This window comes from Paenibacillus sp. B1-35 (assembly GCF_050474385.1).
Taxonomy (GTDB): Bacteria; Bacillota; Bacilli; order Paenibacillales; family Paenibacillaceae; genus Paenibacillus_B; species Paenibacillus_B alvei.
In genome coordinates this window covers 1,289,270-1,302,569 of the sequence record NZ_JBCHVJ010000001.1, presented here as the reverse complement: position 1 = coordinate 1,302,569, position 13,300 = coordinate 1,289,270, and the positions used below count along the sequence as shown (strand labels likewise).

The following is a 13,300-nucleotide window of genomic DNA, read 5'->3' as shown; positions in this document are numbered from 1 at the left end:
TTTTTGTTACGCGCTTCAAATAATAGCATCAAACAAGGAAGGAGCTGCTGTTTCGATGACGTCGTCAGGGGTGTTGGCCGTCGCGGTATGGATATGCTTTGCAATCTTAGTGGCAAGTGGGTGGCGAATGTCTCTGTTCCCTGCTGCTGTGAAATCAACGGTAATCGTGATCGGACTCAGCTGGCTGCTTCTACGAAATTGGACATTCATGCTGGCCTATGGACATCAGATCAATGGTGCATGGCTGTGGTGGATAATAATGGCGATCCTGCTGCTTCGCAAGCAAACGCTTAGCCAATTGTTGGCATTGTGTGGACATACAGCTATGGTTGCGGCTATTTGGATGTGGCTTGAGTTGTTGAGTCGTTTTTCCCTGCAAATGTCAGAATCGTTATATCATTTTTGGTTGATTGCAGGAGTTTTCTCCTGCTATATGCTTTTGTTTACAACAGAATGGAGTATGCAATGGATGACTTTGACGTTCGGTTTAACGTTAGGGGAAGTTCTAGTTCATTTGCGTCTGCATTCGCTTATATCTGCTGGGGAAGGGCAAGTTCAGGATGTATGGTGGCTGACATTTTTGATCGTTCGTTTGCTGTCTGCTATGTTGGAGTGGATTAGAGGAAAGTTCTTAAGAGGACTTATTGGCTCCGAATAATACGGAAAAATGCGGAATCTATAAGTGTTTCAACCAATTCCGTTAGCCAAGAACCGCTTTTTTTGATATGATGATGTACGTGTATAGTTGCAAATTATGAAGGAGTGAAATGCATGGCAAAACCCATTGTTGCCATTGTCGGGCGGCCGAATGTCGGCAAGTCCACTATATTTAACCGAATCATCGGCGACCGATTGGCTATAGTGGAGGACAAGCCTGGTGTAACACGTGACCGTATTTACGGGACGGGTGAGTGGAATGGTAAACCGTTCAACATTATTGACACAGGCGGAATCGAAGTTTACGGTGAAGATGAAATGCTGCGTTCCATTCGTGTGCAAGCGGAGTTGGCTATTGAGGAAGCAGATGTAATTGTATTTATGTGTGAAGCGAAGTCCGGCGTAACGCAAGCGGATGAAGAAGTTGCACAAATGTTGTTCCGCTCAGGCAAGCCGATCGTTCTAGCGGTAAATAAAGTCGACAACATGAGTCGTATGGATGACATTTATGAATTCTACAGCCTTGGCTTTGGAGATCCGGTTCCAATTTCGGGATCTCATGGAACAGGGATTGGCGATTTGCTTGATGAAGTCGTAAATAATTTGCCGGATTTATCGGATGAAGAATATGGTGAAGATGTAATAAAGGTTGCCCTGATTGGCAGACCGAATGTCGGTAAATCTTCGCTTGTCAACGCGATACTCGGCGAAGAGCGAGTCATTGTCAGCGATGTGGCAGGAACAACACGCGATGCGATCGATACCCCCTTCGAGAAGGATGATCAGCGATTCGTACTGATAGATACAGCTGGTATGCGCAAGCGCGGCAAAGTATACGAAACAACGGAAAAATACAGTGTTATGCGCTCGATGAAGGCGATTGAGCGGGCAGATGTCGTTCTGGTTGTCATTAATGGTGAAGAAGGAATTATTGAACAAGACAAACATATTGCAGGATATGCTCATGAAGCAGGCAAGGCAGTTCTGTTCGTCGTCAATAAATGGGATGTCGTTGATAAAGATGATAAGACCATGCACCAATTCGAAACCAAGATTCGCGACCATTTCTTATTTATGACGTACGCACCAATTGTGTTCTTATCTGCGAAGACTAAGCAGCGTTTACATAAACTGCTTCCTGTCGTACAACATGTTGCTCAGCAGCACGCGAAGCGCATTCCAACACACTTGTTAAATGACGTTGTAACTGATGCTGTCGCCTATAATCCGCCACCAACGGATAAGGGAAGACGTCTCAGAATCAATTATGCGACTCAAGTTGCGGTTAAGCCGCCAACGATTGTCGTGTTCGTAAATGATCCTGAACTGATGCACTTCTCCTATGAGCGATATTTAGAAAATCGTATCCGTGCAGCGTTCGACTTTGAAGGGACACCGATCCGGATATTTACACGCCGGAAATCCGACGAAAGTTAGGAGCGAGCGGAATTGACGCTATCTATTATCGCAATTGCATTGAGTTACCTTCTCGGTTCAGTCAGCTTTAGCCTTCTTATTGGAAAATGGCTTCGTGGTATCGATATCCGTCAGCACGGAAGTGGAAATGCAGGAGCAACCAACACGCTGCGCGTATTGGGCAAAGGGCCTGCTATTGGTGTGCTTCTGCTTGATGCAGCCAAAGGAATGGTAGCTGTTCTGATGGGCTATTTGCTATCGGACAGCACTTGGGTTATGGTTTTGTGCGGAATTGCCGCTATCGTAGGCCATAACTGGCCGATTTATTTCCGTTTTCGCGGTGGGAAGGGCATTGCTACCACAATTGGGGTATTGGCTGTATTAGCATTTTTGCCAGCTCTATGTGCGGGTATTATTGCGATTGCATCAATTGCTTGGAAACGTTATGTTTCGTTAGGATCATTGCTTTTTGCTGGTCTAACCCCGATCTTCATCTTGCTGTTCGGTTACGATTGGAGCATTTTTTGGGGAAGTCTGCTCCTCTGTGTATTTGCGTTCTATCGTCACCGGAGCAATATTGTAAAGCTGGTACAAGGAACGGAAAATCGACTGGGCTCCAGTAAGGGGGGCGTATCTCGTGTCCGTTAAAGTTGCTGTATTCGTAGCAGGGAGCTGGGGTACTGCCTTGAGTGAAGTTCTCGCACATAATGGACATGATGTATACTTATGGACGAGAAATGTACAACAAGCAGAAGAAATCAATTCTAGGCATACGAACGAAAAATATTTGCCTAATGTAACGCTGCATGCTGGAATTCGGGCAACCAACTCGGTAGAAGAGGCTATGAACGGAGCGAAGGCATGCGTTGTGGTTGCGCCATCTGCAGCAATGCGCCAAGTGGCGGGTATGATAAAGCCGCATCTGACGGACGATATGGTTATTGTACATGCGACGAAGGGGTTTGAAACGGAAACATTAAAGCGGATGTCTGAGGTTCTCGAAGAAGAGCTTGCATGCAGTGCTGATCGTATTGCTGTGTTATCAGGCCCTAGCCATGCCGAGGAAGTTGTTAAGCAATGTCCGACGACTGTGGTGGTCGCTTCGACAAGTACGAAGGCTGCTGAGCAAGCGCAGGATTTATTCATGAATGAGTCTTTCTTCCGAGTATACACCAATCCAGATGTGCTCGGCGTTGAACTTGCCGGCGCGCTCAAAAATATCATCGCCTTAGGCGCAGGTTTATCTGATGGGCTAGGGTTCGGAGATAATGGGAAAGCTGCACTTCTAACGCGTGGATTGGCTGAGATTGCACGGCTGGGAGTTGTGATGGGAGCCAATCCGATGACGTTTGCTGGCCTAGCTGGTGTCGGAGATCTCGTTGTAACCTGTACGAGCAGACATAGCCGTAACTGGAGAGCAGGCTCGCTGATTGGTCAAGGTATGGCGGTGGATGAAGTATTATCGCATATGGGGATGGTCGTCGAAGGGATTCGAACGACGAAAGCGGCTCATTCTCTAGCAGAGCGCTTTGAAGTTCAGATGCCAATTACAGAACAGCTTTACCGCGTATTGTTCGAAAAACGTGACCCGAAGACAGCGGTTGAACGATTGATGGGGCGAGTTCGGAAGAATGAAATTGAAGAAGTTGCCACTTCGAATTGGTCATCGTAGATTCATAGGCTTGTATGAGCTCTATTATTGATGAATAATCTTTCACCTTCTTAATTATGATGACATACACTGTAGAGAGTACAGACCCGAGGAGGGGCGATATGTCGAATAAATTTCCGAAGGATGCATTGAATGCCATCAATAAGAAGTCAGGCAAGAATATAACGGAAAATCAGATTAAAAAGCTTGCAGGTACGGTGAAACCTTCAACGATGCAGAATGAGGCGCAATTGCGGCAGTTGATTAAACAAGTTGCTGCAATGGCTAAACTCCCGGTCTCCGAATCGACGATAAATGATATTGTCAGCACCGTAAAGAAGAGCGGAGTAAATGCGAACAACCTGGAAGCATTGATGAAATTGATGAAGAAATAGCCGCTGCAATCAGTTTCGCATGAAAGAAAGCGACACGACAGCCATAAGGCATGTTGTGTCGTTTTTTTGTGTTTGTTGTTGTAAAACGTTTCTCTTCTAATTCATCGAATGGTATAATGAGAGCAGTTTGAATGAATGGGAGAATCGGGAAAATGGACAGTATGACAAAAATGTGGGTATCTTTTATTGGAATTGGTCTGATGGCCTTTTCCGCACTGCTCATTGCTTTTGCCAGAAGTAAGACGAGAGGCTGGATTCGAGGCATTCTTTCGCTTATTGCGTTCATTATGCTGCTTGCAGGCATGGTATATGGGTTTTTCTCTATTATGTAAGCGCACAACATACAAGCTCTCTAACTCGTAATGGACGATGGGGCGATGAAGGAGTGTGATTGAGGATGGTGGACATCCTATTTGTAGGCAAGACGAAGCAAGCTAACATTTCAGTTCCCGTAGGCACCACACTACTTGATGCGGCCAAGGAATCAGGTGTGGACTGGAATTATGCTTGTACGCGGGGGACTTGTGCACGTTGCCGCTGCTTGATTGAAGTAGGACATGAATATGTATCTGAAGTAACGGATGCAGAATGGAATCGTATGGGGGAAGAAGAGTTCGAACAGGGCTATCGTCTTTCTTGTCAGGTTGTTGCAGAGGCAGATGGCTTCATTCGGGCAGTACATAAGCCATATTTCTAATACATACATCATTCGTTTGGCTGACAGCCTGGATGAGTGAGCATGATTCAAATCGAATGGAGCAATTGGCATGATATTATCATTATCCGTACCTATAATGGATACAATTGAACAACTAACAGAGTCGGTGGATAAGGATACGAAGCACTGGATGCTAGGTGGAAGCTGCGGATTGGCATTGCAGGGAGTATCGCTTGGGCGGGAGCCACGGGATGTAGATATATATGCGGACGAAATCGATGCAAAACGGCTGCAGGAACAATGGAAGTTATTTGCTATCGACGTTCCGGAGTGGAATGAAACGCTCACATATCGTTCGTTATTAAGCCATTACCAAATCGAAGAGGTTCCTGTTGAACTGGTCGGACAGTTCATCGTCACCACCCCGAATTGCCAATATAAGACAATCATACACGATTCATTGTGGAACCATCGAATCACGTATGAAATCGCTCATTCCAGCATTGCGCTAATGCCTCTTGCACATGAACTGGTGTTCAATATTTTGCGACAGCGGGAGGATCGAGTCTCCTCGATAGCGCGGGTGATAAATACCGCCCCAGAAGAGCATATCGCTGCTATGAGTGCGGTATTGGCGAATTGCTCTGCACCGGAGTATATGGCGGCTTTAGTAGGTGGGCGGTGCCCGAATATAAAAGCTCATTTTGGTTAATAAAATTTGAATTTGATGACTACAGAAAGAGCCGTATGATAGCCCAGTCAACTGTGAGGAAAGGGGCTGACGATTATGGGGACGATAGTGCGGTTTGAGCCTTCTGGAAAGGTGTGGGAGGTTAAGCGTTCGATGACGGTATTGGACGCAGCGCGGAGAGCAGGTGTTGCGATCCGTACAAGATGCAGCGGGAAGGCAGGCTGCCTAATGTGTAAAGTGAATGTAGCGATTGACGTGGATGGAATACTCGGGGAACCTACGTTAGCAGAATGCAATAAGCTTGGCATTAGTTCCCCGCAAGGGCTTCGATTATCGTGCCAAACGCTGCTCACAGGGAAGACGGGCACAGTAACGGTAGAAGTGCCAGAGGATCCATTGAAAGAACTTATCCGTCGCAAACTTGCGGAACAGGAAGAAGACAGATTATGGTGACGGCGGATAAAAAGGACTGTTATAGCCCCTAGTATGGGATGATAAATGAGGAGGAAATGTGGTTGAGTTCGGGTAGGAAAATCGGATGCATCGCACTATTCATCATTATTAGCATGACGCTTCAGGGATGTCTATATCCCAAAGATCAGCGCAAAGAGAGCCAACAATCGGTTCGTGAAGGTGTGCTGCTTGTCCAAAATGCGGTGGAACAGTACCAAAAGGATTCAGGATTGCTTCCGCTAATTAGTAGTGATGAAAGTGTTCCGCGTTATGAAAAGTTTCGCGTTAATTTTGATTTGCTCAAGCGAAGAGATCTGCTTAGTGCAATCCCTGGAAGTGCGTTTGAGTCCGGCGGATCGGGTGTTTATCTGATCATTGATGAAGAAACGAATCCAAAGGTGAAGGTAATGGACTTGCTCACCTCTCAGCGAGTCAACGATCTTACTCGTGCCATCGACTCATATAAGCGATCCAAGGGAACACTGCCGAAGCAGGAGGAGATCTATCCTGGATTCTATCGGATTGATGAGCAATTAATTAGTGTACGTCCAGCAGAGGTGCACAGTCCATTCAGCCGCAGAGTGCTGGAGTTCATGATGGATGATCAAGGAAGAGTTTATGCGGATTATGCGCAGGACATCATGCAGCTAATAGATGCCTCTAAGATACAGCCGTCTGGGCAAGAAAAAGATCTGCGGCCTATGCTCACGGATGCTTCCTTCTATGTACCGGTTAAGTCTGTCGCTTACAAATGGAGCAAGGGTGCGCCTGTTCCACAAGTAGAGACTTCCAAATCGTGAAATCATAAAATGAAATTTAGGTCAGTCGTTTCGACTGGCCTTTTTTGTATGTAAATAGGCTTGGTTTGCGAATCTATGTGCAATATATGGCATACTTCGTTTCTAACATCATATATCTGATTTGGAAGGCGAATATTTATTACCTTCTACGTACGTGCCCAATAGGGGGTCACCCGCGAAGGATATCATTACTTTCTACTAGAACAGAATCATTTTCAAAAATGTTTTGTGTGAGGGGCATATTTATGCCGTCTAGCAAATAAGATGTTACTAGTCCAAAAGCATGTACGAGTTGCGTCGAAATGCCCTTGTACGACGTGAAATCTCGGCGGCGAACACTGGCGACAACGGCAACAGCTCAATCCTAGCAACGGTGCCAATCGTTTCTGAAGGGCGAGAGGCGAACGTTGTCTCGTAGTCCGTCGGAAAAATTTGAGGAGGGGATATCAATTGGAGAAAGTGGACATTTTTAAGGACATAGCCGAGCGTACCGGCGGGGATATTTACCTCGGGGTCGTCGGTGCGGTCCGCACAGGGAAATCGACGTTCATCAAACGATTTATGGAAACGGTCGTATTGCCTAATATCACGAACGAATCCGACCGCATTCGAGCAGTGGATGAATTGCCGCAAAGCGCTGCTGGCAAGACCATTATGACGACCGAGCCAAAATTCGTTCCGAATAATGCAGTTCAAATTAAAGTAGCAGAAGGCTTGGATGTAAATGTTCGACTAGTAGACTGCGTAGGTTATGCGGTATCTGGGGCCAAAGGCTACGAAGATGAGAATGGACCACGCATGATTAATACGCCGTGGTTCGAAGAGCCGATACCATTCCAGGAAGCGGCTGAAATCGGCACGCGTAAAGTCATCCAAGAGCATTCTACACTAGGTGTTGTCGTGACCACAGACGGTACGATTGCGGAGATTCCACGAAGCTCGTACATCGAGTCTGAGGAGCGCGTTATTGAAGAGTTGAAGGAAGTCGGCAAACCATTTGTGCTGATTATTAACTCGACAAAACCCCGCAGCGAAGAGACAATTGCACTGCGTAATGAGCTGCAGATTAAATACGACATACCGGTAATGGCACTTAGTGCGGCAACGATGGGCGAAGAAGATGTAATGGGCGTATTGCGAGAAGTACTTTATGAATTCCCAGTTCACGAAGTAAACGTCAATTTGCCTAGTTGGGTAATGGTATTGAACGACAATCATTGGTTGCGCTCCAGCTATGAGGCGTCCGTGCGGGATACGGTCAAGGATATTAGACGACTAAGAGACGTTGACCGTGTTGTACAGCAATTTATGGAGTATGATTTCATTGCCAGAGCTGGATTGAGCGGAATGGACATGGGTCAAGGCGTTGCTGAGATTGACTTGTACGCGCCGGACGAATTATACGACCAAATCCTGATGGAAGTGGTCGGGGTAGAAATACGAGGCAAGGATCATTTGCTTCAACTGATGCAGGAATTCGCGCATGCGAAGCGGGAATACGACCGATTCGCAGATGCGCTTGAAATGGTCAAGACGACGGGTTACGGAATTGCAGCACCTACCTTGAACGAAATGGCACTCGATGAGCCGGAACTTATTCGTCAAGGCTCACGCTTCGGAGTACGTCTAAAAGCAACGGCTCCTTCGATTCATATGATTCGCGTCGATGTAGAGTCTGAATTTGCTCCAATTATCGGGACAGAGAAGCAGAGCGAAGAGTTGATGCGTTACTTGATGCAGGATTTTGAAAATGATCCAACGAAGATATGGGAATCTGATATTTTCGGCAGATCGCTTCATTCCATCGTACGTGAAGGCATACAAGGCAAAATCGCTATGATGCCAGACAATGCTCGTTACAAGCTTCAAGAGACATTGGGCCGTATTATCAACGAAGGCTCAGGAGGTCTCATCGCTATCATTCTATAATGGCTATGCAATTTGCCTAAGCTGCAGTTCCGCAAGGAACATGCAGCTTAGTTTTTTTGCGTGGAACAACAAAAAAATCATCAATATTTTATCGCTAAATGAATTTACAGACTCGAAAGAAGCGGTTATATTTAAGAATAATGCCGTTAACGGTAAAATGTGGGATTTTAACCATCTGTCTATAAATAAAAGAAGGATCAGTAAAGTCAAGAGGCGGGATTGAAATGAGCAGCGTATGGAAAGCGCCTGTAGATTCAAGCATACGTTCCGCGCATGTCTCCGATACGGGTGCGGCAGGCCAATGTCAATTTGAATTGGATTCAAATTTGTACATGCTTGGAATAACGAAGTCGTATAACGGGGTATCCGTTCTAAAGCAAGTCAACTTTACTGCAGCAAGCGGTGAAATTCATGCTCTTGTTGGCTCCAATGGAGCGGGGAAGAGTACGTTGATGAATATATTGTCAGGCGCATGTCAGTCTGATGTCGGAGTCATCCAGCTTGGGAGTGAACAACTATCGATTCAATCCCCAGCAGATGCAAAGAGGCATGGCATTCACTGTGTATATCAGGAAGTCGATGTCGCACTTGTTCCTAATCTGACGGTGGCTGAGAACATTATGATGGATGATTTAAGCATGGGCAATCGTTCTTGTTGGGTTCGCCCAGCGAATCTGAAAAAAAGAGCTGCTGCAATCATGGATGATTTAGGGTTTATGATCTCTCCTTCACAAAGAGTGGAGGAATGCACCTTAGCTGAGAAACAGATGGTGCTCATATCCCGGATATTTATGAATCAAGCCAAAATTGTCATATTTGACGAGCCGACCGCATCGCTAAGCATTGAGGAATCTGAACGGTTATTTGCTGTTATGCGTTCACTTCGGGATCAGGGGGTAATTGTTCTGTTTATTACCCACCGATTAGCGGAGGTGTTTCAGCAGTGTGACAAAATTACGATTTTGCGTGATGGGGAATTGGTTCTTAGTTCTCCGATCTCTGAAATATGTCCCAAGGAAGCAATTCAATGCATGCTGGATCGAACGTTGGATGAGGAATTTCCAATGAATTCCTCGGTTGGCAGTGAAGTGCTGTTGACAGTGCAAGGGATTACATGCGGGAAAAAGTTAAAAAATGTAAGTTTTGAATTGAGGAGAGGTGAAATTCTTGTATTTGTTGGCCTAGTTGGATCAGGGAAAACAAAACTTGCCCGTATCCTTGGGGGGGCTGAACCGTGCGACACCGGAGAGATGACTCTGAATGGACATATCCTTCGGCCCCATTCTGTGCGTGACGCCATTCATGCAGGCATTGTGCTTGTTCCTGAGGAGCGCCGCAAGTACAGCTTATTTATGGACGAGTCCGTACAGAGCAATCTTTGTATTTCATCATTGCCCAATTATTGCACTGCCGGCTTTGTATCTACTGCACGGGAGCGAATATTAGCTGAGCGGGTAATGAAACAACTTGACATTAAAGCTGCATCCACGAAGCAGAAAGTGAAATACTTAAGCGGAGGTAACCAACAGAAAATTGCAATTGGAAAGTGGCTGGATACGGATGCGCATGTATTTGTGCTTGATGAACCGACAAATGGTATAGATGTAGGGGCAAAAAATGAAATTTTCCGTATTATTGGCCAGTTGTCGGATGAAGGCAGGGGAATCATCTACTTTACAAGCGATATGTATGAGGCTTTAATGGTGGGTGATCGTATTGTTGTTATGTATGATGGGGAAATGGTGAAGCTATTCAACCGAGGTGAAGCTACGGAGGAGCAACTGCTGTTCTATGCTTCTGCTGGGAAGAGATTGCGAGACGATGGAGATCGAACGGTGTGCGGTACGCGGTAAGAAGTTAAGAAGATACACTGTAATCACTTTGTTACTCACTCCCTACTTGCATTTGTGAGAACGGTATATTACTATAAATTTGTTCTGTGACCGATTTGGAAACAGATTGGATATTGTGTATTGCGCTGTTTTGCTGACGATCAGGTATAAATTTAAGAGAAACAGTGAAAAAAATGGATAACGATGCATACTTGAATCAGGAGGTGAACAGAAATGAACAAATCTGAATTGGTAACTGAAGTGGCTGAAGCTACAGAATTGTCCAAGAAAGATGTGACTAAGGTTGTTGATGCTGTATTCGAAGCAATTTCGAACGCGCTTCAGAATGGCGACAAAGTCCAATTGGTAGGATTCGGTAACTTTGAAGTGCGCGAACGTTCCGCTCGCAAAGGCCGCAACCCGCAAACGGGTGAGGAGATCGAAATTCCTGCAAGCAAAATCCCTGCGTTCAAACCAGGCAAAGCACTTAAAGATGGCATCAAATAAGTGAACTTACATACTTTTGTCTAATAGGGGAACGCAAGTGAGGCAGAAGCCGCGACATGATGTCGCGGCTTCTGCGCCTTTTCAGAGAGGGAGTTGTGGAGTGTGTTGCTCTAAACCAGTTCTAACAGTGTTTCTGCTGTGTGCACTGTCACTATAGGCAACCAGTACAATACGCTGTCCACTTGACTGGCTGAGTTGCTCTTCCCATTGCTGAAGCTGCTGGAGCTGGCTGGATTGTAATTGTGCTGGGTGCATTGTAGTATCTCCTTTTTTAGATGAAACATGCTACACTAATAGTATGCCCGAAGCTTGGGGATTCACATGGTAATGCTACTGGGAAGCTAATACATAGGCTGGGAGGTTAACAAGTTGGAGACACAAAATGACTTTATCGTGATAAAGGCGAAAGATCAGGGGGTTCAGGTGATCGGCCTGACACGAGGAACGGATACGAAATTCCATCATACGGAGAAGCTGGACAAGAATGAAGTGCTCGTGGCTCAGTTCACAGATCACACTTCTGCGATTAAGATCCGCGGCAAAGCGGTTGTCATGACGAAGCACGGTATGATTCATACCGATAAAGAAGAATAGTTTGAATTTTACAGTTTTTATGAGAGAGCAGGCATAGCCTGCTTTTTTTCTTTATAGACATGAGGTATGGACATACCTTTGAAAGTCGACACTGTCTGTTATCTGGAGTGTTGTATTGTATGGATCTACAATTTGTGGAGGTGCACATTTCGAAATGAAGGATTTGCATCGATATCGAACAATGGTCTCGGTACTTTTCGCTACGATTATGCTGCCGCTAGGATTAGGGCTGCTGTATTCAATGGGGGCTCAAAAGCCTGATCCCCATAAGGATGTGGCAGTATTTACACCTTCGCCGGGTATAATCAAGCTCAGCTCTGAGCAGGTTGTGGATTATTTGTCAGAGCTTCCCTTGCAATTGAAGTTCAGTCGTGTGTCTTGGCACTCCGGAAAATTGGCGGTTGATGTAAAGGTTGCCGCCACAATTGTTCATCCAGAAATTATTTATAATGATATGTATGAGCTTCTTCGCTTTGCCTTCATGCAAACGAGCAATGTAGATCGGCTGCAACTGCGCGTTGTGATTCAAGACGACATGGCCAAGAAGAAATATGTGCTGCTTGGCATGGATGCATTGCGTGCTCAAGTAGACGCGGAGAGCTTGAAACTGTTGCAAAAGTCGAAAGAAATTATGCCAAAGCAGCTTAAAGATGCATGGCGCGTCATACATACGCCTCATTGGGAGCGACAGTTTCCCGATGCTGGCATGGAGGAAGAGGTAAAGTCTTGACATACTGGATAAACGAAGAAATGTTGTCCTATCACTTTAAACATATGCTATAATGATTTAGATTGCGACATCCGTATGGATGACTAACCGGTACAGTCGGAGGCAGCAGATGAATGGTTATCATATCTCGCAATTGGCTAAGCGGTATGTTGAACATGACATGATCCAGGCGCACACGGAACTACCTGCGTTTCCTAACGCAAGAGTGGAGCTGATGTTCGCCTTTTTAAACCGCAGCAAGCCAACAGCGGAACATAGTGAATTATTTGCATTAGTTACATCGCTCGTGCAGATTGGATTAGACACGCACGATACGATCGAATTGGCCGCGGAAGAGCATAACGATCGTAACTTGCGCTCTCGTCAGCTCAAGGTATTGGCTGGGGATTACTTTAGCAGCCGCTTCTATAACTTGCTTGCACAGCAAGCTCAGATTGATGCGGTGCGCACCTTGAGCCAAGCGGTATGCGATATTAATCGTTTAAAGATGACGGTAGTAGACAAGATGAAGCATTGGACGATGACCGCAGAAGAATACTTGCGGTCGAGCGTTACGCTGAAGAAGCTGTTGTTCCAATCCTTCAATGCTCAAATGAATCAAGAGGATGTCCCAACCTGGGAAGAACTGCTTGATGCGATGACCGAGCTCGAAGTGTTAGAACGAGAGCAGGAACGAGCGGATCAATTCGCTCGATTTGAAGGAAGCTGGTCTTACTGGCATGTATGGCAGCAAGGCACAGATGATGAACGAAGAAAATTGAAGCACAAGACGCATGACGAGTTGTTCTGGAATGCGCTCATGTCCAAGTATGAGGTGAGGGAACAGCTTGCTTATCAGGCGCGTGTATCGCGAGACAAGCTGCATACGCTAGCGGTAGCTTTGCCGCTAGATAAGAACACAAGACAGCGTCTCGGCGCATTCTTAGCTCTACCCCGTCTGTGAATGAGTTAGCGTTCAACTCCAATAGATCGACGATACGTTCGGCG

General features: G+C 45.9%; 16 protein-coding genes. All 16 read left to right on the top strand.

All coding sequences use genetic code 11. The annotated features are described in order from the left end of the window. The first annotated feature begins 55 nt into the window (after positions 1 to 55). The 16 genes from ACQ5BJ_RS05545 to ACQ5BJ_RS05470 all read left to right on the top strand — a co-directional run bounded on the left by ACQ5BJ_RS05545 (position 56) and on the right by ACQ5BJ_RS05470 (position 13,256). The gene (locus tag ACQ5BJ_RS05545; protein WP_430109015.1) at positions 56 to 658 is read left to right on the top strand and encodes a hypothetical protein; all 603 of its coding nucleotides are present in this window, start codon (positions 56 to 58) and stop codon (positions 656 to 658) included. Positions 659 to 771: 113 nt separating this feature from the next. Next, positions 772 to 2,094, top strand: coding sequence for a ribosome biogenesis GTPase Der (gene der / locus ACQ5BJ_RS05540; RefSeq protein WP_005546889.1), 1,323 nt, complete (start codon positions 772 to 774; stop codon positions 2,092 to 2,094). 12 nt (positions 2,095 to 2,106) lie between these two features. After that, entirely contained in the window at positions 2,107 to 2,721 is a 615-nt protein-coding gene (gene plsY, locus ACQ5BJ_RS05535; RefSeq protein WP_430109012.1) for a glycerol-3-phosphate 1-O-acyltransferase PlsY, read from the top strand. Beyond that, on the top strand, positions 2,711 to 3,745 hold the full coding sequence (locus ACQ5BJ_RS05530) for an NAD(P)H-dependent glycerol-3-phosphate dehydrogenase (RefSeq protein WP_430109010.1): 1,035 nt from the start codon (positions 2,711 to 2,713) through the stop codon (positions 3,743 to 3,745). The genes plsY and ACQ5BJ_RS05530 overlap by 11 nt, the downstream gene beginning before the upstream one ends. A gap of 101 nt (positions 3,746 to 3,846) precedes the next feature. Next, positions 3,847 to 4,119 carry a stage VI sporulation protein F gene (locus ACQ5BJ_RS05525; RefSeq protein WP_005546892.1) on the top strand — a complete coding sequence of 91 codons (273 nt, stop codon included), beginning with the start codon at positions 3,847 to 3,849 and terminating at the stop codon, positions 4,117 to 4,119. A 152-nt stretch (positions 4,120 to 4,271) separates the two neighbouring features. After that, positions 4,272 to 4,451 carry a DUF2768 family protein gene (locus tag ACQ5BJ_RS05520; RefSeq protein ID WP_005546893.1) on the top strand — a complete coding sequence of 60 codons (180 nt, stop codon included), beginning with the start codon at positions 4,272 to 4,274 and terminating at the stop codon, positions 4,449 to 4,451. 65 nt (positions 4,452 to 4,516) lie between these two features. After that, complete coding sequence (locus tag ACQ5BJ_RS05515) at positions 4,517 to 4,816, top strand: 2Fe-2S iron-sulfur cluster-binding protein (RefSeq protein WP_005546894.1); 300 nt, start codon at positions 4,517 to 4,519, stop codon at positions 4,814 to 4,816. Positions 4,817 to 4,886: 70 nt separating this feature from the next. Beyond that, positions 4,887 to 5,489, top strand: coding sequence for a hypothetical protein (locus ACQ5BJ_RS05510; RefSeq protein ID WP_430109006.1), 603 nt, complete (start codon positions 4,887 to 4,889; stop codon positions 5,487 to 5,489). A 75-nt stretch (positions 5,490 to 5,564) separates the two neighbouring features. Beyond that, the gene (locus ACQ5BJ_RS05505) at positions 5,565 to 5,921 is read left to right on the top strand and encodes a 2Fe-2S iron-sulfur cluster-binding protein (protein ID WP_005546897.1); all 357 of its coding nucleotides are present in this window, start codon (positions 5,565 to 5,567) and stop codon (positions 5,919 to 5,921) included. Positions 5,922 to 5,977: 56 nt separating this feature from the next. Continuing rightward, positions 5,978 to 6,721: a hypothetical protein gene (locus tag ACQ5BJ_RS05500; RefSeq protein ID WP_005546899.1), complete on the top strand. Its 744-nt coding sequence runs from the start codon at positions 5,978 to 5,980 to the stop codon at positions 6,719 to 6,721. Between the two features lie 450 nt (positions 6,722 to 7,171). Then, on the top strand, positions 7,172 to 8,650 hold the full coding sequence (gene spoIVA / locus ACQ5BJ_RS05495; RefSeq protein WP_005546901.1) for a stage IV sporulation protein A: 1,479 nt from the start codon (positions 7,172 to 7,174) through the stop codon (positions 8,648 to 8,650). Positions 8,651 to 8,874: 224 nt separating this feature from the next. Further along, a complete protein-coding gene (locus ACQ5BJ_RS05490) occupies positions 8,875 to 10,503 on the top strand; it encodes a sugar ABC transporter ATP-binding protein (protein ID WP_326847681.1) in 1,629 nt (542 codons plus the stop codon). Positions 10,504 to 10,716: 213 nt separating this feature from the next. After that, positions 10,717 to 10,989, top strand: a complete 273-nt coding sequence (locus ACQ5BJ_RS05485) for an HU family DNA-binding protein (protein WP_005546905.1) — start codon at positions 10,717 to 10,719, stop codon at positions 10,987 to 10,989. 369 nt (positions 10,990 to 11,358) lie between these two features. After that, on the top strand, positions 11,359 to 11,583 hold the full coding sequence (mtrB, locus tag ACQ5BJ_RS05480; protein ID WP_005546907.1) for a trp RNA-binding attenuation protein MtrB: 225 nt from the start codon (positions 11,359 to 11,361) through the stop codon (positions 11,581 to 11,583). Between the two features lie 154 nt (positions 11,584 to 11,737). After that, entirely contained in the window at positions 11,738 to 12,313 is a 576-nt protein-coding gene (locus tag ACQ5BJ_RS05475; RefSeq protein WP_430109002.1) for a hypothetical protein, read from the top strand. A gap of 109 nt (positions 12,314 to 12,422) precedes the next feature. Next, positions 12,423 to 13,256: a heptaprenyl diphosphate synthase component 1 gene (locus ACQ5BJ_RS05470; RefSeq protein WP_005546909.1), complete on the top strand. Its 834-nt coding sequence runs from the start codon at positions 12,423 to 12,425 to the stop codon at positions 13,254 to 13,256. The last annotated feature ends 44 nt before the right edge of the window (positions 13,257 to 13,300 follow it).

What these genes read in the sequence shown, in the direction of transcription:
- ACQ5BJ_RS05545 (WP_430109015.1), top strand. Translation starts at nt 56, where the DNA reads ATGACGTCGTCAGGGGTGTTGGCCGTCGCGGTATGGATATGCTTTGCA.
- der (WP_005546889.1), top strand. Translation starts at nt 772, where the DNA reads ATGGCAAAACCCATTGTTGCCATTGTCGGGCGGCCGAATGTCGGCAAG.
- ACQ5BJ_RS05525 (WP_005546892.1), top strand. Translation starts at nt 3,847, where the DNA reads ATGTCGAATAAATTTCCGAAGGATGCATTGAATGCCATCAATAAGAAG.
- ACQ5BJ_RS05520 (WP_005546893.1), top strand. Translation starts at nt 4,272, where the DNA reads ATGGACAGTATGACAAAAATGTGGGTATCTTTTATTGGAATTGGTCTG.
- ACQ5BJ_RS05515 (WP_005546894.1), top strand. Translation starts at nt 4,517, where the DNA reads ATGGTGGACATCCTATTTGTAGGCAAGACGAAGCAAGCTAACATTTCA.
- ACQ5BJ_RS05510 (WP_430109006.1), top strand. Translation starts at nt 4,887, where the DNA reads ATGATATTATCATTATCCGTACCTATAATGGATACAATTGAACAACTA.
- ACQ5BJ_RS05505 (WP_005546897.1), top strand. Translation starts at nt 5,565, where the DNA reads ATGGGGACGATAGTGCGGTTTGAGCCTTCTGGAAAGGTGTGGGAGGTT.
- ACQ5BJ_RS05500 (WP_005546899.1), top strand. Translation starts at nt 5,978, where the DNA reads ATGTGGTTGAGTTCGGGTAGGAAAATCGGATGCATCGCACTATTCATC.
- ACQ5BJ_RS05490 (WP_326847681.1), top strand. Translation starts at nt 8,875, where the DNA reads ATGAGCAGCGTATGGAAAGCGCCTGTAGATTCAAGCATACGTTCCGCG.
- ACQ5BJ_RS05485 (WP_005546905.1), top strand. Translation starts at nt 10,717, where the DNA reads ATGAACAAATCTGAATTGGTAACTGAAGTGGCTGAAGCTACAGAATTG.
- ACQ5BJ_RS05475 (WP_430109002.1), top strand. Translation starts at nt 11,738, where the DNA reads ATGAAGGATTTGCATCGATATCGAACAATGGTCTCGGTACTTTTCGCT.
- ACQ5BJ_RS05470 (WP_005546909.1), top strand. Translation starts at nt 12,423, where the DNA reads ATGAATGGTTATCATATCTCGCAATTGGCTAAGCGGTATGTTGAACAT.